The organism is Paenibacillus sp. FSL H8-0332, assembly GCF_037963835.1.
GTDB lineage: Bacteria > Bacillota > Bacilli > Paenibacillales > Paenibacillaceae > Paenibacillus_AQ > Paenibacillus_AQ rhizoplanae.
In genome coordinates, this window is sequence record NZ_CP150145.1 from 4,730,352 (window position 1) to 4,756,075 (window position 25,724).

Below are 25,724 nucleotides of genomic sequence, written 5' to 3' on the forward strand. Positions count from 1 at the left end.
GGAGGATTAGTAGAGCGGGCCAAAGTTGCGGCAGGCTCTGTAATCGGCACTCTCCAGATTCTCTGTGCCGAACAGCGACCAGACGCGCGGGCGGAAAATCCGCGTTTCTTCCACGTTATGCATACTGACCGGAATCCGCAGGATCGAGGCCAGCGTAATGAGATCTGCGCCAATATGTCCGTAGCTGATCGCCCCGTGATTGGCACCCCAATTGTTCATCACATCGTAGACAGACTGGAAGGAGCCATGACCGGTCAGCTTCGGAGCGAACCAAGTTGTCGGCCAGGTAGGGTCTGTGCGCTGGTCGAGCGTGTCATGAACCTCTCCCGGCAGCTCAACAGTGTAGCCCTCTACCAGCTGGAGTACAGGTCCCAGCCCCTTGACCAGATTGAGCCGGGCCATAGTGACCGGCATGCCGCCTCGTGTCAGGTAGTCTGTGGAGAAGCCGCCTCCGCGGAAATATTCCTGGGAAGCCGGACGGAACTGGGTCTGCGCGATACAGGCCGCCGCCTCTTCATCCGTGATGTCCCAGAACGGCTTGATCGCCGGCTTGCCATCAATACTCTGCTCGCCGGTGCCGTCCAGCGCTGCCGAGCCCGAATTAATCAGATGCAGCAGACCGCCTGCCGCCGCGCCTTCCAGCTCATAGCCGGTCACGCGTTTCACGGCAGCGGGACTCCAGAAGGTGCGCACATCGGCAAAAATCTGCGCCGTATTCGTCAGCAGATAATTGAACAGCATTGTCACCCCGTTGAGGCTGTCATTCTCGGTGGCAACGATATAAGGCGCCCGTCTGCCGTTCCAGTCGAACGAGGAGTTCAGAACCGTCTCCATGAAGTCGCCGTTCGGGAAATGGTCGGTCCATTGCCGCTGGCCCTGGAAGCCGCCCAGCAGGGCATTGTGACCGCTGGCTTCCTCCTCGAAGCCGAGCTTCGCAAGCTGCGGATTGCCGGTCATGAGATCACGGGCAATCAGCGTCATTTTGACAACCGTCTCCCACTGCTCTTCCTTAACCTCTTCACTGAGCTGCAGATGCTGCGGGTTATTATCCGCCCCCACACGGCAGTTGTCCTTCACCCAGGCCAGCGCCCGCGCGAATTCCTCGGGATCATAGATCCCTTCCTCAAATCTGCGTACAAATTCAGACATATCGATGTATTCATTGCGCATGCCGAGATATTCCTGGAAGAACTGCTCATTCACGATGGAACCGGCGATCCCCATAGACACGGAGCCCATCGACAGATAGGATCTCCCCTTCATCAGAGCGGCCGCCAGCGCTGACTTCGCGAACTGCAGCAGCTTCACCTGCACATCCGCCGGGATTTCCTCGCTGCTGGATTCCTGGACATCCTCTCCGTAGATGCCGAAGGCCGGGATGCCTTTTTGCGCGTAAGCAGACAGAACTGCCGCCAGATATACCGCCCCGGGGCGCTCCGTTCCATTGAATCCCCATACCGCATGCGGAATTGTTGCATCCATGTCCATCGTTTCCGAACCATAACACCAGCACGGGGTAACTGTAATAGATACGCCTACACCTGCACCCGCGAACTTCTGCGCCGCAGCCGCAGCCTCCTTCACGCCGCCAATCGTAGAATCGGCAACGATACATTCCACAGGTGAACCATCAGGATACCTTACATTCTCCTGCAAAAATGCCGCCACGCGCTGCGCCATGCCCATCGTCTGCGCCTCCAGCGATTCGCGCACCCCGCGTCTTCTGCCGTCAATCGTCGGCCGGATTCCAATCTTCGGATATTTTGCTGTCACTGCTGTTCCTCCCCGGATCATGAGTTAATGGTATGAGAACATTACACTGGAGCTCCAGCTCCGATTAGTAAGCGCTACCAAATACAGCCTCTGCAGTCTGCACACTTTTGTCTTTCGCCGCAGGTTTTCCATTTCTTCTACATCATAGAATCACTCACCTTCAAAGTCAACACTATTCCACACTTTAAATTTGTTTTTTGTGTGGTTTTATGTGATATAATTACGATAAACTGTGGAATCGTTTTTGATTGTGGGATTTATGTTAGGCAGCAGATTATAGTAAACTGTATACAACTACATAACGTAAGGGTGGGCATGATATGAAGGCTTTTGAACGGCGGGATCTGGTCATTAATGAGCTCTACAGGCATAGGAAGGTTCACGTTGCGGATCTGGCGCAGAAATTCGGTGTATCGGAAGAGACGATCCGGCGCGATCTCGACCGGCTGGACAAGGAGGGCATTGCCAAGAAGAATTACGGCGGGGCGATTCTGAACGCTCACACCAACGAGGACCCCTCCTACTCGCACAGGCATCAGGTCAACATTGAAGCGAAGCGGATGATTGCGGTAAGGCTGCTGGAGCTGATTAATGACGGGGACAGTGTGATGACGGACACCAGCACTACGGCTTTTGAAGGATTGCGGAGAATCGTGGACGACAAAAAAAATCTGACCATCATCACCAATTCCCTGGCGGTATTGTCAGAATTTCAGCATTCCGGGCAAAAGCTCATCTCCACGGGGGGCCTGCTTGGGCCGGAGACCAGCTCTTTCGTAGGGCCTACGGCCTCGCAGACCATTCTGAAATATAATGTGGATGTGGCGATTTTCAGCTGCAAGGCACTCTCCATGACCGGCGGACTCTGTGATTCCAACGAAGCGGAGACCGAGCTTAAGGTGCTGATGCAGCAGCAGGCGAGCAAGGTGGTCCTTCTGGCTGACCATTCCAAGTTCGACCGGATCGCCTTCATCCGGCTGTTCAGCTTCGACAAGGTCGATTATATCGTCACCGATCAGCGGCCGTCTGAGGAATGGATCGAGTTCCTTGCCAAATATCAGATTTCCCTGCTCTACCCTGCTGATTCACAATAAGTCTTAACGTTCACTTTTAAAAGCTTGCGCCGACACGTACACGAACCTTTCCGCTCTGGCCATCATATGGAACTTCTGCTCCGGAAAGTGGCGGTACAGGTGATCCACGAAATAGCCCGGATTCTCGGCGTTGCCGGCGAACAGGTCATAATGCAGCGGTACCACGGTCTCAAAACCAGAGGTCGCCGCGAACTCCGCCGCTTCCCGGTAATTCATATTGCCGACGATATTGCGGCTGCCCCGGTAATAATCGCGTCCATTAATCGGGAGCAGCGCCAGATCGATCTTCCGGCTGCCTACCTCCTCAATGAGCTCAGGGAACAGCACGGTGTCCCCGGCATGATACAGCGTGACCCCGTTCAGCTCCAGAATGTAGCCCACGTACTTAGGATGACCCTGTTCATCGCGTTCAAGCTGTTCGTGCGCCGCTGCCACCGGATATACCTTCAGCCCTGCTGCGGGCTCTGCCTCCTGACCGGGCAGGGCAGCAGCCAGACGCTCCTTGCCGATGCCCAGCTCCTGCAGACGCTCCAGGCAGACCGCCGGAGCCATGAACTGCGCCTGCGGATTCAGTCCGGCAAGCACGGGGAGGGCCTCCTCATCCAGATGATCCGAATGGTCGTGGGTAATCAGGCAGACCTCCATATTCGTAATCTCCCCGGGCTGGACCGGCGGCGGGAAAGTGCGGTCCGGGTTCGGCGATACATAAGGATCAATATAGACGGTCACCTCCGCCCCCTTGACAATGACGCTGGCTTGTCCGAGGAACCAGACCGCCAGGCAGCCGTAAGGCACCTCGGTGCTGCGGATTTCTTCGATCAGTGCTTGTCCTGCTAATGGCATAACGGGTTGCTCCCTTCCTCTTCTATCTCTCATTCTTCACAGCTGTCTGTTACATCCCTGTTTAGTTTATACCCGGCTGAAGCCAAATGGAAGCGCTTGTCCAAATCCCTGCTTGTTACCGGTGCCAAATGATGGGTACAATTATTAGATAATGTACTTCACATAAGGAACAGGTAAAGGACAGGTGAAATGAATGCAGAATTACGGATTCGCCAGAGTCGCCGCCGCTTCCCCGGAACTCCGGGTGGCTGACTGCGTATTCAATGCAGACCAGATTATAGAAGTGATTAAGACCGCGCATGCCCAGGAGGTGGAGTACCTGGTACTCCCTGAGCTGTCCATTACCGGCTACAGCTGTGCGGACCTGTTCCTCCAGCCCCGGCTGCTGGAATCCGCGATGCAGGCGCTGCTGCGGATTACAGCCGCGACGGCAGAGTACCGGATGATTGTCGTTGCCGGTCTGCCGGTCTCCATCAAGAGCAGGCTGTTCAACTGTGCCGCTGTCCTCCAGCAGGGCCGGATTCTGGGGATTGTGGTTAAGACCTGCATTCCCGGCTACAGTGAATTCTACGAGCCGCGCTGGTTCGCGGGAGCCGAGGAGCTGGAGGTGTCCGAGCTGCGGATCGGCGGATCGGTGGTGCCGGTGGGTAATGATCTGATCTTTGCCTGTGAGAGTGACGGGAACCTGTCGTTCGGTGTGGAGATCTGCGAGGATCTCTGGGTGCCGGTGCCGCCAAGCAGCCTGCTGGCCCAAGCTGGTGCGACGCTGCTGTTCAATCCGTCGGCCAGCAACGAGCTGGTCGGCAAGGCCGATTACCGCCGCCAGCTGGTCGGCGGCCAGTCTGCCTCCTGTGTGGCCGGTTATGTCTATGCCGGCTGCAATACCGGCGAATCGACGACAGACGTAGTCTTCGGCGGACATTCGCTGATCGCGGAGAACGGCCAGCTGCTGGCCGAATCGGAACGCTTCACCCATGAGAGCCGGATGATTAGCGCCGACATTGACCTGCCGCGGCTGCAGTATTCCCGCACCGTGATGGGAACGTTCCGGGCAGGCAAGGGCGGACGCAATTACCGCGAGATTCTCTACGCTACGCCGCTCAGCGGCAGCACCCGGCGGGAGCTGAAACGGAACGTAGGCGTCAACCCGTTCGTGCCGGGCAATCCGCTGCAGCGGGACGAACGCTGCCAGGAGATTCTCTCGATCCAGACCTCCGGCCTGATGAAGCGCATCCGCCACATCGGCACCAAGCAGGCTGTGATCGGCATCTCCGGCGGCCTCGACTCTACGCTTGCGCTGCTGGTTGCTGTGCGCGCCATGGAGCTGCTCGGGCGTCCGGCCAGCGATGTGCTGGCAGTCACGATGCCGGGCTTCGGCACGACCAGCCGCACGTATGACAACGCCGTAGGCCTGATCAAGGCGCTCGGCGCCTCCATGAAGGTCGTTGACATCAAGGCGGCCTGCCTCCAGCACTTCGAGGACATCGGCCACGACCCTCAGGTGCATGACCTGACTTACGAGAACGTACAAGCCCGCGAGCGTACCCAGATTCTGATGGACCTCGCCAACAAGAACGGCGGGATTGTCATCGGTACAGGCGACCTGTCCGAGCTGGCGCTAGGCTGGTGTACCTATAACGGCGACCATATGTCGATGTACAGCGTGAATTCGGGCATTCCGAAGACGCTGATCCAGTATGTTGTCGCCTGGTATGCGGACCATGAAGCCGACGAGACGGTCAATAAGTACCTCTACAGCATCATTGAGACCGGAATCAGCCCGGAGCTGCTGCCGCCGTCGGCAACCGGAGAGATTGTCCAGCTGACCGAGAATATCCTGGGGCCTTACATTGTGCATGACTTCTTCCTATATTACATGCTGCGTACAGGCGCTTCTCCCGGCAAAATGCTCTACCTCGCCCAGCACGCCTTCGGCGGTGCTTATCCCAAGGAGCAGCTAACCGCCTGGCTGAAGGTGTTCGTCACCCGCTTCTTCACCCAGCAGTTCAAGCGCTCCTGCCTGCCGGACGGACCTAAGGTCGGTACGGTCAGCCTCTCGCCGCGCGGCGACTGGCGCATGCCAAGCGATGCCTCAGCCGCACTCTGGCTGCAGGAAATCGAAGAACTGTAGCTCCTGGCCGGTGCAACACGGCCGAAGACAAAGAGGCGTCCCCCATCATCGCAGGATGATCAGGGACGCCTCTTTTTGTCAGCAATCAGCTTCACTCGTACTTATTATCCAGAATCAAAACTTCATCGCTGCCGAACGGGGTCTGAATCGTTACCGTCTCTCCCGGACACGCCAGAATCAGCCCTCTGCCCATGGGCGACCAGAGTGAGATGCAGAATTCATCCAGCTCAGCTTCACCAGGAATTACAATCCGGTACGGCTCATCAAGCGTCTCCTGCCCGATCCGCAGCGACACCCGGGACCCGACCAGCACCATAGAACGTTCAAGCGCATCGTTGTCACCGGACAGAATCCGCTCCACCGTCTCCTGATAGCTCTTGATCATCGTCTGTACCTCTACCCGCTCAGCCGGAGAATCCCACGTTCCCCTGTTCAGAATGGAGAATTTATGCTCATCGAAATAGACCAGCTGTTTCACCAGCTCCTCGCGCAAGGACACTGTTCCGAGACTATGGCTCATAGTAGATTTCACCTACCTTCTTCATCAGGTCATGCTCGAAAATATGCTTGTTCCTGCTCATAGCCCTCAGTCCTCCCATATAAGAAAATAGATCCCGCGCAGGGACCTATTCTCTATGATAGCATCTTTCTATGGAAAGACAATCTCATGTACAGGAGATTGCGTGATCCGGTTCAACGCTTCACAGAATCGGCAGATTTCCCGGACGTTACAGCAGCGGCCCGGCTGTACATATTCAGATCCTGCAGCTTAATCAGCACCTTGCCGAACCGTCCGCCTTGGCGGACAACGACTTTGTGCTCCGGGTAGGCGGTGTGCAGATAGTCCGTAACTACCTTGCGGGTAGCCTCTCCCCCGTCCAGATGATGCAGCGGCAGCATCTCCATCACCTCAGCTGCTGCTGCTTCCAGCGATAGCTCCTTGCTTTTCGCTTCGCGGGTAATGATCGTCTCATAGGAATAGCCCTTCAAATATAATAATTGGGTCAGATAGGCCATATCCGAGGATTCCGCATGAACCTCCCGGCCGGTCAGCAGCGGCAGCACTTCATTCATCAGACTATGCTCCTGCACGCCTGCCGAGGTGCTGATATAGCAGTACTGCCGGGCACAGCTGATCACCTTCTCCGTGCTCTCCCAGTCGAAGACCGCCGGACACATGGACACGAAGACCAGATCGAAGGCGTTCAACCAGCCGCGTGCGGCAATGTCTATATTCTCGAATGCTTCATGCACCAGCTCGACCTGGCCCGGAGCCGCGCCGGCAGTGTTCTTCAGAAACAACTCTGCTAAGGGAACATTCGGCTCTACCGCTGTAACCTTGGACCCACGCTCGATAAAAGGAACCGTGAACCCGCCCGAAGCCGCGCCCACATCGAGGACAGTCAGCCCGTTAAAGTCCACGCCCTGGCCTTCCATCCAGCCGATAATCCGCTCGCTCCGGTCCCGCCCGGCACTGCTGAAGACCTCTTCATTGAACACCTGCGCTTTATGATCGAAGCTCGTGTGCGGGTTCATGCCCATCGCCTTGAACTTGTTAGCCATTGCCTTGGGATCTTCCTTCCAGGCCTTCTCCCAAACGCTTGCATCGAATAATCCTTTATTCATTACTAATTCATCCTCTCCTGATTGTCCTGATTGTCTTAACTGCACTGCAATTACACAAACTTAAAAGACTTTGGATATCTATAATACCCGCTAAGTTGCAACGGCTATACCGCCCCTGAAGGGACGGTATCCGTTACAGCGGGAAATAGCGGCACACAGAAAGACACAGCATAATTCCAGAGCTTAATGGCTGGCCAGCATCTTCGCGGCAAGCTCGGACATCATTTTGTTACGCAGATAATCCTCCATCTGCCCTTCGGCCTTGACCATCTCCTGCTGAATCAGACACTCACTGGGATGGTCCAGGGTGCAGTCGAACAGCGATGCTGTGCCTTCAATGGCATGGATGATATCCAGGAACGAGATTTCGTCCCCCTTGCGCCGCAGACGATACCCGCCATTCGCCCCGGATGCAGACTCGATGAGCCCGGCCTTGACCAGCTTGGTCAGAATCTTGGACAAATACGTAGGCGATACATTCTGCCGCTCGGCAAGCTGCTGCACGCCCATCGGCTTATCGGGAGTGTGCGCCACCAGGAACAGCATCGTGTGCAGAGCGTAGTTCGTTGCTTTGGAGTATTTCATGTCTTATTCCACCTTACCTATGGACTATGTCCGTAATTACAGACTTCATTTATCTATGATAGCCCTTATGCGGGGAGATTGCAAGGGGCAGGAGAGGGGATGGGGGAAGATAACAAGTGAATAAGGCTTTGTTGTCCTTTAGGCAGCCCGCTTACGTCCGCACCGGCACATTGTGTTCACACTTTCCAGTACAACAAAAAAAACAGAGCCCCGTACTTCCAAAGGCTCTGCATCACAGCAGTATTAGTGGCTGAAATAGCCCTATCTACACTCCGCTTACTTTTGCATAGGATACTGGAATCTGTATTCCCCGGAGCCGAGTGTAACCTTCACCGTCTGTACCAGCTGCTCAGCGGAATGAATGCCGGGGACCTGCTCAAGCTGCTGTCCATTCTGCATCCCGCTCTCCGACACTTCAGCCAGCAAGGCATCCGGCAACAGCACCGTAGCTGAGGTATTTGGTGGAACCACGGCGGTCAGCTCGATTGTCCCGGAGTCTATTGTCCATTCAGAACGGATCGTCCCGTACATGGATTCCAGACTGGCGGCAGCCGAAGTGAGTCCGCCTCCCGGATGTGGCTGGATCAGGAACTGCTTATAGCCCGGCCCCTCCTCTGTCTGCTCGATCCCGGCCACATGGCGGTACAGGAAATCCCCTACTGCCCCATAAGCATAGTGGTTGAAGGAATTCATCTCCTTGCTCCAGAAGCTGCCATCCTCCTTAATCCCGTCCCAGTGCTCCCAGATCGTAGTTGCGCCCCGGGTAATCGGGTACAGCCAGGATGGATAGTCCGTCTGGAGCAGCAGCTTGTAGGCAGCCTCGTAATGTCCCGCATCCGCCAGCACCAGATTTAAGTAAGGCGTGCCGACGAAGCCTGTCGTAAGGTGATAGCCGCTCGCTTCCAGCAGCTGAATAAGTCTCGCTACCGTACGCTCTTTCGCTTCCCCCTCCACCAGTCCGAACATTAACGCCAGCACACAGGCTGTCTGGGTAGCCGGACCTTCCTCCCCTGCTGGTAGGATATACGCTTGGTTGAACGCATCCTTGACCCGGCAATGAAGCTGCGAGTATTTCTCCACATCTTCGGTCCGGCCCAGCACCTTCGCCGTCTTCTCCATCAGCCGGACCGAATAAGCATAGAAGGCGGTTGCGATATAATTCCGGTCCGTAGCACCCACATGACTGTCTGCCTTGGCATCCAGACCCAGCCAATCTCCGAAGTGGACGCCGGTATTCCACAGCAATCCCCCGCTTCCCTGGCGGTGGATATATTCCACCCAGCCCTGCATACTGCTGTACTGCTGCTCCAGAATCCGCTTATCCCCATAACACTGGTAGATCGTCCACGGACAGATGACCGCCGCATCGCCCCACGCCGCAGAAGAATGTGCCTCCTCCCCCAATACATGCGGAATCACGTAGGGAACGCCGCCATCCTCCCGCTGATCCGCAGCCAGATCCCCCAGCCATTTGCTGAAAAAAGGTGCCACATTCATCAGATACGCCGCCGTGCGGATGAACATCTGTGCGTCGCCGGTCCACCCCAGCCGTTCATCCCGCTGCGGGCAATCGGTCGGCACATCGACGAAATTGCCCTTTTGCCCCCAGAGGATGTTGTGCTGGAGCTGATTCAGCAGTGCACTTGCGCAAGAGAAGGTGCCGGTCGGCTCCATATCGGAATGCAGCACCACGCCTGTGAAGTCCTGCAGATCCAGCGGGTCCGGGAAGCCGAGCAGCTGGACATACCGGAAGCCCTGGAAGGTAAAACGCGGCTGGAAGCTCTCCCGGCCTCTGCCACCAGCGATATAAGTAACGGTCTGCCTGGCCGTCCGGAGGTTGTCGGTATACACATTGCCCCCCTGGTCCAGCACCTCGAAATGCCGCAGCTGATATTCCTGACCCGCCGCGCCATCTACGGTGAACCGCAGCCAGCCGACCATATTCTGGCCCATATCGAGTACCGTCTCCCCCGCCGGAGTGCGGATGAGAGCAACAGGTGCCAATTCCTGGACCGCCCGGACCGGATCATTCTCCTGTGCAAGCAGAATATTCTTGTCATATGGAAGAATCTCAGCCGGTGTCCACAGCGTGTCGTCATATCCCGGCAGGCTGAAGCCGTGCTGCGCCAGGCGGGCGTCATAGGTCTCGCCGTGATACAGCTCCGACATCAGAAGGGGGCCGGGCAACACCTTCCACTGCGGGCCGCTCCCTATGATATGCTCCGTGCCGTCCTCATAAGTGAGATGAAGCTGCAACAGCAGCGCTGTGCGGTTGCCATAGATATGCTTCCTGTGCTCCCAGCCGAGATTCCCTTTGTACCAGCCGTTCCCAAGCCAGGCACCAGCCGCATTGTCCCCAAGGGTAAGCAGCGGGGTCACATCATACGTCTGGTATTGCAAGCGATGGCTGTAACTGGTCCAACCAGGATTGAGATAAGTGTCTCCGACCCGTGCTCCGTTCAGCTCCAGCTCATACAGCCCGAGACTGGTCACATAGATCCGGGCCCGGGCGACCGGCCGGTCCACCTGGAAGTTCCCGCGTAGCAGCGGGCTTTGCTCTGCGTCTTCCGCAAGGCAGGCCAGCGGAGCCGTAATCCATTCAGCGGTCCACTCCTCCGGCGAGAGCAGCCCCATCTCCCACCAGGCCGCCCCGGACCACTCCGTGGGACGATTGTGCTGATCCCATATTTTCACCCGGTAATAATAACGTTCCTTAGACTGCAGCTCCAGCTCCTTCAGCTCAATGTGCAGGGAGTCCCCGGACTCCACTCTGCCCGAATCCCACCATACGCTCCCGAAGTCCGCCGCGCCTGCCACCTGTAATTGATATGCCTGCTGCCTTATATCCCGCTCATCCGCACTCACCTGCCAGCTGATTCTTGGATTACGAATATCCAGCCCCAGCGGATTCTCCTTATACTCCACACGTAATTGCCCAACTGCGATCATGAATTCCACCCCGTCCTATTCTAAGATTGGCCTTATACATAGGAAACGCATTCCATTCCAATTATAGAACCCCCGATTGCCCCTGTAACCTGTATAATAGGGAAGAGTTACTATTCCAGCTACACAGAAAGGTAGTCCTATGATTAAAGTTCAACACCTATCCTTCTCCTTCCCGCAAAAAGAGCTCTACACTGACATTTCGTTTACGCTCGAAGAGGCGCAGCATTGCGCTTTTATCGGAACCAGCGGCAGCGGGAAAAGCACCCTGATCGACATCCTGATGGACCGGGACAGATATTTGTTCGACGGCAGCATTGAGATGGAGCCTGATTGCAGCATCGGGTATGTCAGCCAGTTCGCCAAGCCGGATCTGTCTGCCGACACCACCGTGTTTGAATATATAGCCGGACCTTTCATTAAGCTACAGGAGGAAATACAGCTAATCTGCACAGAGATGGAGACCTCGGCGGATATTGAGCCGCTGCTGGAGAAATATCAACTGGCTCTGGACGCTTTTGAGGCCTTGGGCGGAGATGATTACGAGAGCCTTATTCACAAAAAGCTAAATCTGGCTGACCTCATGAAGCGCAGGGAGCTTAAGGTATCCGAGCTGAGCGGCGGGGAATTCAAGCTCGTTCAGGTCATGAAGGAAATGCTGAACCGTCCTGACTTCCTGATTATGGATGAACCGGATGTATTCCTGGACTTCGAGAACCTGAATGCGCTCCGGCAGCTGATTAACTCTCATAAGGGAATTCTGCTGGTGGTTACGCACAACCGTTATCTGCTTAACCATTGCTTTAACAAAATCATTCACCTCGAGAATAAGGAGCTTCAGGAGTTTGACGGCCGCTATCTGGAGTACAACCTCTCCCTGCTTCAGACCAAAATAGAGCTGCAGGAGCTGGCCCTCGCTGAACAGGAAGAGATTGAGCGCAACGAAAACATCATCGACAACCTCCGGGCGATCGCCACGTATAATTCAGAAGCCTCCAGAGGGAGAGCGCTGAAAGCGAGAGTAAGGTTCCAGGAAAGACTGGAAGCCCGCAGAATCAAAGCGCCGTTCGTGGACATTAAGCAGCCGCAGATTCATTTGGGGATGGTGAATGAGCCGCAGGACGCCGCCGCTCCTGTTGTGACAGTCCAGGAGTACCGGGCGGCCTTCGATGAGCTGCTGCTGGACAAGGTTAGCTTCGAGATGAATGCCAGTGATAAGGTCGCCCTGATCGGTCCGAACGGTACCGGCAAAACAACTCTGCTGCGCGATATTGCACGGGGCCAGCACGACTCTATAACACTCAGCCCGGAGACTAAGGTAGCTTATCTGTCCCAGCTTCAAGGCGAAGTGCTGACGGATTCCAACACCCTGCTTGAAGAATTCATTGAGGCCGGTATGGCTACCTATGATGAGATCCGCTCCCATCTGGCAGGCTACGGCTTTGAAGGCGAGATCGTGAACCAGAGAATAGAATCCCTGTCCGGCGGCGAAAAAAACCTGCTGCAGCTGGCCAAGGTATCTGCCCTGAAGGCCAATGTCCTGCTGCTCGATGAGCCGACAAGCCATCTGGATACCTACACGCAAATCGCTCTGGACCAAGCCATCCAGGAGTACAAGGGCGCGGTTCTCATGATCTCCCATGACTTCTATTCCGTTGTCAACGGGATGGATTATGTACTGATCATTGATGATAAGACGGTCCGCAAGATGACGATCAAGAAATTCAAGAAGATGATCTATGCCCGGCATTTCGATAAAGATTATCTGGAGCTGGAGCAGAAGAAAAAAGCTGCCGAAACCAGAGTAGAACTGGCGCTGAAGGATAACAATTTTGAGCTTGCCAAAAGTCTGGTTGCTGAGCTTGAAGAGCTGATTAAGCTGATGTAAGCGGACAGGAACAGTTATATGTTCAAAAAAGGCCGCCAATTTCGGCAGGGTGTATGAAAACTCCCCTGCCGAAATGGCGGTCTTTTAGATGTGCATTATTCTGCCTGGACGGGCAGATCAGACGCAAGAATTAGGCAAAAGCTACATGAACCGTATGGATCTCATAAGGCTTGAAATCAAGCCGGATGGCGGGTCCGTCCATTGTCTCTGTGTCCAGCGGGCGTTCCATCAGATCGCGCAGCTGCCAGGAGGAGACGGCATAATCGCTGCTGACATTCGCCGTGCAGCGTGTTCCGGTGAACTCATGCAGCCGGACGATACAGCCGCTGCCGTCTTCGGCCAGCTTCACGGCATCGATGGCAATGTTCGGGGCATCGCAAGTGATCAGGGATTTGCCGGCTCCGGCGGTGTAGGCTCCTTCCACGGCCAGAAGCGGCTGGTTCAGCGCCCACGCTTCCTGTACCGTGCCCGCAGCCACCCAATCCCCTTCATGCGGAAGCAGGGCATACGTAAAGTTGTGCTCTCCCTGATCCGCCAGCCGGTCCGGGCTGGTTGCCGATTTGATCAGCGACAGCCGCATCGTATGATCTTTGATGTCATAGCCGTATTTGCAGTCGTTCAGCAGGCTGACCCCATAGCCCCGCTCAGACAGATCGGCCCACTGATGGCCCACACTTTCGAACCGCGCGTAATCCCAGCTTGTATTCCAGTGGGTCGGCCGCTTCACATTGCCGAACTGGATATCATAGGTCGCTTCCGTAGCCCGCACGGCAACCGGGAAGGCCGCCTTCAGCAACTGGTGCTGCTCATGCCAGTCTACATAGGTCTCGAAATCAATCCGCGCGCTTCCGGCATAGACCTTGACCTTCTGGACAATGGTGGAATCCATGTAGTTCCAGACGAATTCCAGCACCGCCTGAAGCGGTCCGTATTCGGTCAGCTTGACGGAGCGCAGCTCGCTGATGATCCGCATCTTCTCCTGGTAGAACAGATCGATATCCCAGGCATCGAACATCTTTGGCTTATCCTCAAAGACCTGCAGCACATTGCCGCATTCACCCGGTGCCAGCACCTCGCGTTCTGCGCTGCGGTCGAAGATCCGGCTAAGCTGTCCAGATGCATTCCACTCCAGAATATAATAAGGAGTCGTTAGTGTGGAATCCTGCCAGTGGAAAGGAACGGTAGGTTCTGGCTGAGCAGCTTCGGAACCGCCAGACTCAGCGGCCACAATCACTGCGCTCCCCATTGCCGGGACCGCCGACGTCTCCACCAGCCACTGCCCGCCGGAGCGCTGTGCAGTAAGCCGGTTACCTTCAGCGTCTGTCCAGACCGCATTCTCTGCACCATGAGGTACGGCGGCCAGCCGGGGAGCGGTGAAGAAGGCGCTGTTAAACAGCGTGTATTCTGTCTGCACCGGGGTTTCCGCCGGAGTGAGGCCGGCTTGCACCGCAGGGGAACCCTCGGCAGACGCCGGAGAGAGAACAGCAGATGCTGCAGGCGAACCCTCGGCAGACGCCGTAGGAAGACCAACATGCGCTGCAGGCGAACCCGCAGACGTCAGGCCGACAAGCCCTGCTGCCGCAGCCTCCCGCGCTGCCAGGCCAAGCTGCTCTGCTTCGGCATATTCCACCCGGGAATCCTGGTACACCTCATGAATGGAGGAGCCGGGAATAATATCGTGGAACTGGTTGCGCAGAATGATCTGCCAGCCTTCCAGGAGCGCGTCCGCAGGATACTGGCCGAATCCGCCGCTCTCCGCCGCCCAGAGCATCTGCAGCCATTCCGATTCGCGGTATAGCAGCTCCAGCTTGCGGTTCATTTTTTTATTATAGGCCTGGCTGGTATAAGTTCCCCGGTGGTACTCCAGATATAGCTCCCCGTCCCAGGTATGCACATACTCCTCCGTAGCATCTATCGTCTCATGGAGACGCTCGAAGTACTCCGCTGCCCGGCCCGTCTTCACCTGCGGAAGACCCGGCATCGTATCCAGCCGCCGCCGCATCTCCAGCATCTCACGGTTCACACCGCCGCCCCCGTCCCCGTAACCATAGGACAACAGCAGCTCACGGTTCAGGTTCTTGTCCCGGTACTGTTCCCAGATGCCCTGCACAGAGAAAGGCTCGATCAGGCCGTTATAGGTGTAATACCAGGCACCCGAATCCGGGCCCTCCGGTGTGGTGATGAAATGGGTCAGCACCTCGCTGCCGTCAATCCCTCTCCAGTTGAACGTGTCATGCGGCATCCGGTTGTACTGGCTCCAGCTGATCTTGGTGGTCATGAAGGTGTCAATACCCGACTTGCGCAGAATCTGCGGCAGCGCCCAGCTATACCCGAACACATCCGGCAGCCATAGGTATTTGCACTCCACCCCGAACTCCTCACGGAAAAACTTTGTCCCGTAAAGAATCTGCCGCACCAGCGACTCACCGCTCGTCAGATTGCAGTCCGCTTCCAGCCACATTGCCCCTCCGGCTTCCCAGCGTCCCTCTTCCACACGCTCCTTAATCTCCTGATAGATCTCCGGGTAGTCCTGCTTGATATACGCATAGAGCTGAGGCTGCGTCTGCAAAAAAATGTACTCCGGGAACTGCTTCATCAGCCGGAGCACCGTCGAAAAGGAACGGGCCGCTTTCTCCCGGGTGTGAGTAAGCCGCCATAGCCAGGCCACATCGATGTGTGTATGGCCGATGGCGGTTACCGTTACCGGATGCTCCTGCTCCAGCCGGGACAGGTCTGCGAGCAGGCTTGACTCGGCCTCCTGAACTGAAGCATAGAACGCTGCGCTTCCGGGTCTGGACCAGTCCAGCAGGTTGAAGGCCTTGTTCAAAGCGGTTAGCAGCTCATGCTTCTGAATCTGGCTGTCTTGCAGCTGCTTGATCGTACCCAGCGCTGCCCGGCCGGTATAAAAGAGATTGTCAGTGGACTCATCCAGATAGGCCAGCTCCGACCGCTTGATCTTGTGCTCCTGCGGGATCAGCTGACCGTCACCGTTCAGTCCCGACCATAAGCGGAACGTGAGCTCCAGCTCCCGGCCGGCCGCGCCGTCTTCCAGGAACACTTCCTGATGGTTGGAGTCCACGCCCTGATAAGGCTTCCCGTCCAGGTACAGCAGCGATTCGAACCCGCTGTTATTGCCCCCGCCGGTGCGCCCGAAATCGAATAGCCCGACAACACGTTTCCCCTGCCATTCGGCAGGCACGGTTACCTTGCGGTGCAGCCACAGATAAGCATCATAGCCGGTCCAATGCTCCCCGGTCCGCAGCTTCCTCCCCCCGTCAAGTGTAGGCGGATAGGCACCATTAGCCCCCTCCAGATCCTCAGTAACCTGCCAGTCTTCAAGTGTAATCCCCTCACGGTACCTGTAACTCTCCAGCTCTCTCAACCGCGCGCCAAGCTTCTCTTCTGTCCAAAACATATTCGTTCTCCTCCTTCTTTATAACACGTGTTATTAAACAAGCAGAAAATGGGGGCGGGGTGAGATTAGGTGCACTTGTGCTCCTCATTCCAGCGCATAAGCCCACTTTCGGCTAATTCAGGGGCACTAATGCACCTCATTGGCTCACCGCACTCCACGCCACCAACCAGACTATCTCCACTACCTCCAGCAGCTAACGCTTTAGTTTCACTTCCACCACAATCTACGCGCTTTCTCCCGCCCTCAACACGGCCGGGAGCCAGATTTTCCCGGCCTGACCAGCCTTGTTGCCGTTCCCTCCGCTCATCTGCGCGAGCAGGCAGCGGACGGCTTCCTCCCCCATGCTCACATAGGGGATCTCTACGCAGCTTAAGGAGGGCAGGCTGAGCCGGTCGCCTTGAATCGTGTTGTCTGCTGCCATAATACGTACGTCTTCACCGATCCGCAGGCCTAGCTTATGAGCGGCCCGATACAGATCGGGAATTGCGCTCGACCAATTAACCAGGAGCGGGGCATGGGGCTGGCCGCTTCCCACCGTAAGCTGCTGGAGACAATGTGCCCACGCGTCTCCATGCTCCTCCAAACGAATGATCACCGGCTCCATCCCACGTGATGTACACCAATTTGTATAGGCCTCCCGGCGGTTCCGCTCTGCCCAGTTATCCGGGTCAAGCGCATGATATACCTCGGCGTAGACCGGACCCGGCTGCTGTACCGTACCTTCCCGCATCAAATAATTCATTGCGGTCTCCACACTGCCTGAATAATCAGCCAGTACAGAGTGTACATCCGGCACTTCCGCATACCCTTCCACGGAGACGTAGGGGACTCTGGCAGCGCTGACACTAGAGGCCCATTCCTCGCCCTGGTAGCTGGTGTGGTCCAGGGTGACAATTCCGTCGATCTTCCGCTGGTGATACAATTCCAGCAGCTCGGCCCTGCCGCCCGCATTCCCCCTGGGGCGGGGGGAACAGAGAAGGATGTGATAACCGCTCAGCTCACATTCCCGCTGCATGCCTTCCAGCAGCCGGGTGAACAGCGGGTGGCGGGTATCTCCATAAGCAGCCAGCGTCATGCTTCTTCCTGTCTTCATGCTGCGCGCTCCGGCATCCACATGATAATTCAGCTCACGGATGGCTTCCAGCACAGCTTCGCGCGTATCGGCTCCAACGCCAATGCCGGGCGTATCATTCAGCACCGCAGAGACTACACTGCGGGACACGCCCGCCCGTTTGGCTACATCGAAGCTGGTTACTCTTTTTTTGCTCATACTAATCAGCACCTCAAGGGAAGTATAACACGTGTTATAAAACAATGTATAGCGGCTTAATCCGCTTACCCATCCGCACAAAAAAGCCCCGCAGCCCATCATCAACATCATTCATGGCACGGGGCAACTTATTTATTTCTGCAGCTCCTGATCCTTTTGCTTCAGCAGGTCGGCGTATTCTTCCTTGTACTGCTCCAGCTTCTGCTTGAGCTCAGCATTGCCGGGACTCGTCTTCAGCAGGCTGCTGGTGGTGAGGATGTTAGTGACCACGGCATCGATTTTGTCGTCAATAATATCAATTTTGCTCTTGGCCGCAGTCAAGGCTGGATCAGGTGTGCTAACCGGCACAGGACCAACCAGCGAGCTTTTCTCGTCGGACAACGGAGGAGCGGCTTGACCTTTATCATCCAGGCTAATCGTTTTGCCTTTCACTGTCACTTGGAATCCGGCCAGTTCGCCGATGGCGCGCACGGGCGCATAACTCTTGCCGTCAATAACAATAGCCGGATCGGCCAGCTTCTTCCCATACACATTTACCGTATACTCCGCCTGAATGGCCTTTCCTACCAGGGTTGCCGAAGCGCCCAGCGCCTGCGCACCCACCATTAGTATCGCTCCGGCAATGACTCCGGCGACAATCTTTTTCATAAGAAATTCACTCCCTGTATAAGACTATGACTATTATTCTATCATTTTATTGCGGCGGGTGCTTCTCTTCGGCAGAAAACAGCCAACTGTTATTTTTTCCAAGTGAGCTAAAAGCAGCTTAAGGATTGACAACGCGGCTATTCCTCTCTATCATACATAATTAAATGATAATGATTATCATCGTCATTAAAATACATACTCTCTTAAGGAGCACTGCACATGTCTAGCATTACTAGCGCCAAAAAATCATTACTCCCGTTAACCCTGCTTCTCTTCACCTTGATCCTGGCCTCGTGCGGCCTGCCAAACAACACAACTACTGCGACAGCTCCTTCAGCCGCCGCCACAAGTCAGGCAACCGTAGCGCCTGAGGCCAGCCAGGCAGCTGTCACGGAAGCGGCTGCTGCAACACGGATGTATACCGATTACAAGAAACGGGAGGTTAAGATTCCAACCCAGCCCCAGAAGATTGTGTATGTAGGCAGTAATCCGGGTGACCTGCTTGCACTAGGCATTAAGCCTGCGGGAGCTTCGCTAAGCGTCATCGGCACACAGGTGGCTTACCCCGATCTGCTCGAAGGGATTGAAGATATCGGCTACCCTTTTTCCCCTGAGAAAATCCTTGCCCTATCACCAGACCTGATTATCTTCGACGACTGGGATGAGACCGGTATTGAATCACTAAGCCAGATTGCTCCGACCGTGGTTGTTGGACTTGACGGCACCTTCCCGACGGAGGAGCGTGTCCGGCAACTCGCTGACTTGTTCGGCCGTACGGAAGCTGCGGACCGCTGGTTCAATGATTATAAGACGAAGGTTGCCTCCGTGAAGAAGCAGCTCAATCTAACTGAAGGTGATACAGCTACTTCCCTGCTGGTGCTTGGCTCCGAGCTCTACATTATGGGCGGCAAAGGTCTGAACGAAACGCTGTACGGACAGCTTGGCTTCAAGCCGGCAGAAGGCGTCCAGAAGCTGGTCGATGCCGGCGAACGGTTCGTAACTATCTCCGATGAGGTGCTGCCACAGTATATTGGAAAGCATATGTTCCTCCTTACCGACACCAGCAGCAAAACAGTTGCGAGACAGAACGCACTTATGGACAGCGGCCTATGGAAAGCGATCCCTGCCGTCAAGGAAGACCGTGTATACACCTTCGACAGCAAATATAACTTCGATGATCCGATTACCCTCGACCGGCTGCTGGATGAGATCGTGGAGATTTTCAGCAGCAAGGGTACAGAGTAATTAGAAAAATATCGCGCTCGAGAATTGTGTTCGGTTTTTCGATCATAATTCACTGTACAGCAACGCAAAAAGGACAGGCTGCCCTGTCCTTTTTCACGTTTCACTGCCTATGCTTGGTCACACTATACCTCGATCCCGCCTACCCTCACCGAAACCGCACCCTTCGCAGCGATGGCAAGGGTCAGCAGTTCTTCCCCCTCCAGCCGCACAGCCACGGTCTCTGGGGTCTCTCCGTCGTTGAACAGGACGACTACGATGGACCCGTCGCGGTTGCGGAACGCAACGGAGCGCACCTGCTCATTGCTGGCGGCAGACTCCAGGCGCAATGCCCCGGGGCGGATCACCTTGCTGAAATGTGCCAGTGCATAGTAGTCCAGGGTATACGTCAGCTCCCGGGTCTGCTGGTTGACCGTCACTACCCCGCGGCAGGTGCTCTCCCCGAAGCCGGGCACCGTAGGGCCGTTCTGTTCATCCAAGGCCATATTCCATAGCACGAATGATTTGCTGTGATTCCGCAGAATCTCAATCCCCGTGCGCATCACATTGGAGAAGGCCTGCTCGAACGGGGGAATCCATTCCCCGCCGGAGCCTTCGGTGAAATGGACCTCGTGCTCCGGGTAGGCCGCCTGCACCTCTGACTGCGCGGACGCCGCACCGCCGTACCAGTGCCAGGCTACGCCGTCCACGTCTGCCCCGGCTTCCTCCAGCACAGACAGCGGATAATCCGGCCGGTCCCAGTTATGGTCGTAGCAGAAGATTTTGGCGGCCACCCCGTGCTGTCTGAACGCAGGCTTCAGATAGTCCCGGATGAACTCCCGCTGCTCCTCCGGCAGCATCAGCATACTGGGGTAATGCTGCGGCTCATAGAGCGGCTCGTTCTGCACAGTGACAGCATAAACAGGTAAGCCATGAGCGGCATAGGCCTGAATATAGCGGACAAAATAATCCGCATATACTCCGTAATACTCCGGCTTCAGCCGCCCGGCGATCATCGAACCGCTGGTCTTCATCCAGCCCGGCGCACTCCAGGGTGAGGCCATCAGCTTCAGCTCAGGATTAAGCCTGAGTGCCTCCTGCACTAGAGGAATGATGTCCGTCTCGTCGTGGGCGATGGAGAAGCGGGCTAACTCCGGATCGCTCCCGCCTTCAGGCAGGTCGTTATAGCTATAGACCGTTCTTGCATAATCCGATGCGCCCATGGGATTACGGAGGAAGGACAAGCCGATTCCCGCCTGCGGATCGAACAGCTTCTGCATAACCTCAGCCCGCTGCCCGGCGTCAAGCACCTGATGGATCAGGTAGGCGGACGAGTCGGTGAAGGAGGCCCCGAAGCCATCCATCTCCTGATAGGTCTTGCTCGCATCAATGTCTACGGTGACCGTAACTCTACCAGCAGGAGCCTGCGGCAGCGCCGCAGCGGGCTGTTCCACGAACAGCCGGTCCTCTCCGCTGGACTGGTACACGATAATTTCATTCATGTTCTTTCCCTCCATCCTGTTATTTTAAGAAAGGGCCCAAAACGGGCCCTCCCTTGCGCCTTGCCTACTTAATGCCCAGCTTTTCCTTATTGGCCTTCATCTTCTCACTGCGAACCTCTACTATCTTGCTCCAGTTGTTCTTGTCGAGGAATGCTTTATGATCGGCCAGCGTACTGTCAAAAGCAGCCTCGTCCTTGGCACGGATCATACTGACCAGTGTGGTGTTCCAGTTCGTATTAATGGCCGTCTGGCCGCGGGCCTCCGGCGTTCCCTGATCCGGGTTAATGTTCTCCAGGATGAAATGCGGCTTCAGCTTGCCCTTGCCCCATTCCTGCATCTGCTTGATCGACTCGGGGAAAGCATCCTTGCTCAGCGCTTTGTGGCGGTCATGTCCGAAGAACATGAATTCGCCCATCCGGTAGTCCTTCTTGAACTTATCCGCATTATTAAGCTGCAGGTCCTTCACTTCCGGCAGCAGCTCAACTGTACCGTCCGGGTTCGATTTATATGTCACGCCTTCAACCCCGTAGTTCATCAGCTTCTGTCCTTCTTCGCTCAGCAGGTACGTGAAGATTTGAATCGCTTTGGCCGGGTCCTTGCAGTTCTTGGTGATGTAATTGATCATCCAGCCGGTAATCCCGGATTGATTCAGGGTCGGCTGATGCCCTACGGTGCTCTGCGGCCCGTCAACAGCCATGTACTCCTTACCAGGATTGGCGCTCATGAAAATCTGCAGATTGCCGCCCTGCTGAGGTGTACCGTCGAGCAGCATGGCCGCATATTTGCCGGATTTCACCTTTTCCTCAAAGCCGGTTCCGTCATCCGCGAAGCTGTCATCACTGATCGCCCCGTCTCTGTACACGGCATTCAGCGTCCGCAGCCAGGTCAGATAATCCTCATCCAGATTGCGGTTGTAGAACTTGCCATCCTCCGTCTCCAGCGGAACGCCGATGAAATCCTGCAGCGCATCCCCGAGCGAGCCGGTCCCTTCCCCGATGGCATTGAACCCGAAGGGGATCATGTCCGGGAATTTGCTCTTAATTTCATTCATTGTCTTCTGGAAGGCCTCCGGGGTCCCGAAGTCAGGGCTACCCAGCGCTTCATACACATCCTTGCGGATGACAAAAGCCGTCTTCGCCGGAATATTGCCGCTGTCATAATCTGCCTGTGTATTGGAATAGTTCGGATAACCGTAGGTTTTGCCGTCCTTCAGCTGGAACCAGTTCAGCGTGTCGGCAGCAGCCACCTTGTTGAAATACGGGTCATACTTCTCCGCCAGCTCATTGAGCGGAAGCGCCCAGGTGGAGGCCTTTTGCACAACCGGGGAATTGGAGTCGAAGATCGTCAGCAGATCCGGCATATCGCCGCCCGCGAAGAACGTATTCAGCTTCGTATCGTCCCCGGTAATGAACTTGATATTGATGTTCAGATCCTCTTTGATCTTCTTGGTGACTACATCCTTGCCGAAGTCCGTATTCCACCAGTCTGCGTTCACATACCAGGTTAAGTCCGTAGTCTCCTCTTTCTTATCGAGCTGCCAGGCCGGAGTCTCCGGGTCTACCGTATACCGATTGTCCAGGGACACCTCTACCGCCTTAGTGGAGCCGCCGCCCGAGCTGCAGCCTGCCGCCACCAGCATAGCCGCCATCAGGAGCAGCGCGGGTTTTAGCGTTTTTGTGCCGAGAACTTTAGTCATCTTGATCATCTTCTTGACCTCCTATAATGTAGTGAACCTCTTCTACTCCTTGACCGCTCCCAGCATCATGCCCGAGATGAAGTACCGCTGAAGAATGGGATACATCGCAACAATCGGCAGTGTGGTAATGACAATGGTGGCCAGCTGAACTCCTTTGGTGGTGGTCTCAATGACGACGGAGCCTCCGATATTCTGCATGGACTGGGTCTGCGACTGCACAATAATCTCATACAGCTTCATCTGCAGCGGGTAGAGCGCCTGATCGGTGATGTACAGCTTCGTGGTCATGAAGTCGTTCCATTGTCCCACCCCGTTGAACAGGGCGATCGTTGCCATCGCGGGCATGGACAGCGGAATGAAGATTTTGAGGAAAATATGCCAGTCGCCTGCGCCGTCAATCTTGGCCGACTCCTCCAGCGAATCCGGCACGTTCCGGAAAAAGTTCATCAGAATCACCACATCGTAATAACTGAATAATGCGGGGATAATATAGACCCAGAAGCTGTTCAGCAGCCCGAGCGATTTGATAAGCAGATACGTCGGAATCATTCCGCCGGAGAAAAACATCGTGATCACGCCCATCGCCACATACAGCTTGCGGCCGCGGATGTATCTTTTGCTGAGACCGTAGCCGATCATCGCGCAAAAGAATACGTGGGTGATCACCCCGAGGAACGTCTTGGCGACCGAGACAACGAAGGATTGCCCGATCGTGCTGTCATTGAAGACCGCCCGGTAATTCTCCAGCGAGAATTCCTTGGACCAGAAGATGAATCCGCCCTCGGCAAGCGCCTTACCCGAACTAAGGGAGGAGATAATTACGTTCCATAAGGGAACGAGGATAATAACCATGAAGCAGACCAACAGCATCTTATTCACCGCATCAAAGATCCGGCTGTCGAGACCTTCCCGTATGACCTTCCGATTCACTCTAGCGCCCCCTCTACAACACGGATTGATTATCGTTCAATTTACTGGTGACCTTGTTGGCCATAAGCAGCAGGATTACCGACACAATGGAGACACCGAGGCCGACAGCCGTAGCATAGGAGAAATCGCCCTGCGTCATCCCCATGCGGTAGACATAAGAGTTGATAACCTCTGCTTTCTCCCGGTTCTGCGAGTTCATCAAGACCAGCGTCTGATCCAGATTCGAGCCGAGTAGTCCGCTTACCGTCAAAATCAGATTCAGGCTGATGATCGCCTTCATGTTCGGAAGGGTGATATTCCAGATCTGACGCAGCCTGCCGGCTCCATCAATCCGGGCCGCTTCGTAGTAGGTGGGGTCAATCTTAGCCATAATGGCCAGATACAGAATGGTGCCCCATCCGGCTTCCTTCCAGATATCGGACAACGTGGCAATCCACCAGTACTTGCCTGCATCGAGCAGGATGTTGGACGGCTTCGAGATCAGCCCGAGGTTCAGCAGCAGCTCATTGAACAAGCCGGAAGTGGAGAACCAGGTAATCAGCATCCCGCCCAGTACGATCCACGACAGGAAATGCGGCAGATAGGAGATCGTCTGGACGATTTTTTTGAAGCGGCCCATGTTCAGCTCATAGATCATAATGGCGAGAATAATCGGAATGATGAACCCGATCCCAAGCTTAAGGAAGCTAATGCCCAGCGTATTGATGACCGCATCCCAGAAGTATTCGTCCGACAGAATAATCCTGAAGTTGTCCAGACCCACCCAGGGTGCAGTAGACAAGGTATCAATGACCGTGTAATTTTTGAAGGCAATGCTCAGACCGTAGATCGGTATGTAGCAGAAAATGATCATAAAAATAATGCCCGGCAGCACCATCGACTGAATCTCCCACTGTCTTTTGTAATCGGTTACAAATTTTTTGATCCGCTGCCCCATAGGTTTCTTGGCGGACGGCGGGAACGCTGGCGGGATGGAAGCTGATGTAGCAGACGCTGATGTTTTATTCATGATCTTGTCCCCCTCTCCATTGAGATATCCAGTTGGTGCTCAAGTTGATGCCCAAAGCAATAAAAACGTTTTTATTTTGGCGCAAAAAATCCCCCTCCTGTAAAATCAGTTTCACACGCAGCCCTCTATTTGCGGTCCTTCCGCTCCAGCTTCACATGACTTGAGCCTCTTACGACAAGCTCGCCCTGCAGCTTCTGTGCTGAACCCTGCTCCTTGTCTTGAATCATGCGGACCAGATGATCAATCGCCAGCATGCCCTGTCTTGCAATCTGATTCCTTACCGTTGTGAGCGGCGGCGAATAATAAGGGGCGATATCAATATCATCGAAGCCCATCACGCTGACATCCTGCGGCACTTCGTAACCGTAGCTCTTGAGCGCTTGAATACAGCCCATTGCACTGATATCATTGCCGGCCAGGAAGGCGTCAGGGACTCTCGCGGGATGCAGGCGGAGGTAAGACTTCACGGCATTATAGGTGCTGTCCTCCTCAAAATACCCCTGAAGGATAAAATCCTCCTCCACCGGAAGCTGGTATTCACGCAGCGCGGCCAGATATCCTTCCTTCCGCTGCACGCTGTCGAACATCGTATCCACGCCGGAAATATAGGCAATCCGCTTATGCCCCAGGCTGATTAAATACTTCGTAGCCTCATAGCCTGATTCATAGGAATCAAAGATAATGCTGCCCATCCCCTCATCCTCCAGCACCCGGTCCAGAAACACCGCCTTAATCTTGTCTTTCTTCATAGCGATAATGTCCTGTTCGTCGATGCCCAGCTCCTCATAGATAATGACGCCATCCACCCGCCGTCCGAGGATATTGCTCATAATGACTTGTTTGTCCTTGGTGACGAATACATTCAGGCCATAGCCCAGGCGGTCGCATTGACGGGACATGGATTCTACCAGCTTGTAGAAGTACGGACCGGACACACTTGTTGTGAAGAACCCCAGCATCTTCGTGGTCCCTGATTTCAGCAGCTTGCCGTTCAGATTCGGCACGTAATTCAGGCGCTGGGCCACCTTCAGTATATGGGCTTTGGTCTCCGGGCTCAGCACATCCACATCATTCAGGGCGTTGGAGACCGTCGAGATGGAGACCCCGGCTTCCCGTGCGACATCTTTGATCGTTATCTTAGCCATAT

The 25,724-nt window shown here is 55.4% G+C and carries 18 protein-coding genes; 4 read left to right on the forward strand and 14 right to left on the reverse strand.

The window, feature by feature from the left end:
- Positions 1-6 precede the first annotated feature (6 nt).
- Positions 7-1,773, reverse strand: coding sequence for an L-fucose isomerase (locus tag NST43_RS20650; protein WP_339219070.1), 1,767 nt, complete (start codon positions 1,771-1,773; stop codon positions 7-9).
- Positions 1,774-2,093: 320 nt separating this feature from the next.
- On the opposite strand from NST43_RS20650, the gene NST43_RS20655 reads away from it, so the two are divergent.
- Entirely contained in the window at positions 2,094-2,867 is a 774-nt protein-coding gene (locus NST43_RS20655; RefSeq protein WP_339219072.1) for a DeoR/GlpR family DNA-binding transcription regulator, read from the forward strand.
- Positions 2,868-2,870: 3 nt separating this feature from the next.
- Here NST43_RS20655 and NST43_RS20660 read toward each other — a convergent pair whose 3' ends face one another.
- Positions 2,871-3,710, reverse strand: a complete 840-nt coding sequence (locus tag NST43_RS20660; RefSeq protein WP_339219074.1) for an MBL fold metallo-hydrolase — start codon at positions 3,708-3,710, stop codon at positions 2,871-2,873.
- 193 nt (positions 3,711-3,903) lie between these two features.
- Between NST43_RS20660 and NST43_RS20665 the strand changes: the two genes are divergently transcribed.
- On the forward strand, positions 3,904-5,841 hold the full coding sequence (locus NST43_RS20665) for an NAD(+) synthase (protein WP_339219076.1): 1,938 nt from the start codon (positions 3,904-3,906) through the stop codon (positions 5,839-5,841).
- Positions 5,842-5,932: 91 nt separating this feature from the next.
- Here the strand turns inward: NST43_RS20665 and NST43_RS20670 are convergent, their stop codons facing one another.
- The 4 genes from NST43_RS20670 to NST43_RS20685 form a co-directional block, all read right to left on the reverse strand.
- Positions 5,933-6,361 carry a GreA/GreB family elongation factor gene (locus tag NST43_RS20670; RefSeq protein WP_339219078.1) on the reverse strand — a complete coding sequence of 143 codons (429 nt, stop codon included), beginning with the start codon at positions 6,359-6,361 and terminating at the stop codon, positions 5,933-5,935.
- A 173-nt stretch (positions 6,362-6,534) separates the two neighbouring features.
- The gene (locus NST43_RS20675) at positions 6,535-7,467 is read right to left on the reverse strand and encodes a class I SAM-dependent methyltransferase (RefSeq protein WP_339219080.1); all 933 of its coding nucleotides are present in this window, start codon (positions 7,465-7,467) and stop codon (positions 6,535-6,537) included.
- Positions 7,468-7,650: 183 nt separating this feature from the next.
- A complete protein-coding gene (locus NST43_RS20680) occupies positions 7,651-8,052 on the reverse strand; it encodes an RrF2 family transcriptional regulator (protein ID WP_209984640.1) in 402 nt (133 codons plus the stop codon).
- A gap of 276 nt (positions 8,053-8,328) precedes the next feature.
- A complete protein-coding gene (locus NST43_RS20685) occupies positions 8,329-11,001 on the reverse strand; it encodes a glycoside hydrolase family 78 protein (RefSeq protein ID WP_339219082.1) in 2,673 nt (890 codons plus the stop codon).
- Positions 11,002-11,140: 139 nt separating this feature from the next.
- Between NST43_RS20685 and NST43_RS20690 the strand changes: the two genes are divergently transcribed.
- The gene (locus NST43_RS20690) at positions 11,141-12,886 is read left to right on the forward strand and encodes an ATP-binding cassette domain-containing protein (RefSeq protein ID WP_339219084.1); all 1,746 of its coding nucleotides are present in this window, start codon (positions 11,141-11,143) and stop codon (positions 12,884-12,886) included.
- Positions 12,887-13,016: 130 nt separating this feature from the next.
- On the opposite strand, the gene NST43_RS20695 is transcribed toward NST43_RS20690, so the two are convergent.
- The 3 genes from NST43_RS20695 to NST43_RS20705 form a co-directional block, all read right to left on the reverse strand.
- Complete coding sequence (locus tag NST43_RS20695) at positions 13,017-16,301, reverse strand: alpha-mannosidase (RefSeq protein ID WP_339219086.1); 3,285 nt, start codon at positions 16,299-16,301, stop codon at positions 13,017-13,019.
- A gap of 223 nt (positions 16,302-16,524) precedes the next feature.
- Complete coding sequence (locus NST43_RS20700) at positions 16,525-17,571, reverse strand: LacI family DNA-binding transcriptional regulator (RefSeq protein ID WP_339219088.1); 1,047 nt, start codon at positions 17,569-17,571, stop codon at positions 16,525-16,527.
- A 132-nt stretch (positions 17,572-17,703) separates the two neighbouring features.
- The gene (locus NST43_RS20705; RefSeq protein WP_339219089.1) at positions 17,704-18,219 is read right to left on the reverse strand and encodes a hypothetical protein; all 516 of its coding nucleotides are present in this window, start codon (positions 18,217-18,219) and stop codon (positions 17,704-17,706) included.
- Between the two features lie 219 nt (positions 18,220-18,438).
- Between NST43_RS20705 and NST43_RS20710 the strand changes: the two genes are divergently transcribed.
- Entirely contained in the window at positions 18,439-19,464 is a 1,026-nt protein-coding gene (locus tag NST43_RS20710) for an ABC transporter substrate-binding protein (protein ID WP_339219090.1), read from the forward strand.
- 122 nt (positions 19,465-19,586) lie between these two features.
- Here NST43_RS20710 and NST43_RS20715 read toward each other — a convergent pair whose 3' ends face one another.
- The 5 genes from NST43_RS20715 to NST43_RS20735 all read right to left on the reverse strand — a co-directional run bounded on the left by NST43_RS20715 (position 19,587) and on the right by NST43_RS20735 (position 25,722).
- The gene (locus NST43_RS20715; protein WP_339219091.1) at positions 19,587-20,942 is read right to left on the reverse strand and encodes a glycoside hydrolase family 30 beta sandwich domain-containing protein; all 1,356 of its coding nucleotides are present in this window, start codon (positions 20,940-20,942) and stop codon (positions 19,587-19,589) included.
- Positions 20,943-21,006: 64 nt separating this feature from the next.
- Positions 21,007-22,647, reverse strand: coding sequence for a sugar ABC transporter substrate-binding protein (locus NST43_RS20720; protein WP_339219093.1), 1,641 nt, complete (start codon positions 22,645-22,647; stop codon positions 21,007-21,009).
- A gap of 33 nt (positions 22,648-22,680) precedes the next feature.
- On the reverse strand, positions 22,681-23,508 hold the full coding sequence (locus NST43_RS20725; RefSeq protein WP_209985146.1) for a carbohydrate ABC transporter permease: 828 nt from the start codon (positions 23,506-23,508) through the stop codon (positions 22,681-22,683).
- Between the two features lie 73 nt (positions 23,509-23,581).
- Positions 23,582-24,577, reverse strand: a complete 996-nt coding sequence (locus tag NST43_RS20730) for an ABC transporter permease subunit (RefSeq protein WP_339219095.1) — start codon at positions 24,575-24,577, stop codon at positions 23,582-23,584.
- 125 nt (positions 24,578-24,702) lie between these two features.
- Positions 24,703-25,722, reverse strand: coding sequence for a LacI family DNA-binding transcriptional regulator (locus tag NST43_RS20735; RefSeq protein WP_339219097.1), 1,020 nt, complete (start codon positions 25,720-25,722; stop codon positions 24,703-24,705).
- Positions 25,723-25,724 lie beyond the last annotated feature (2 nt).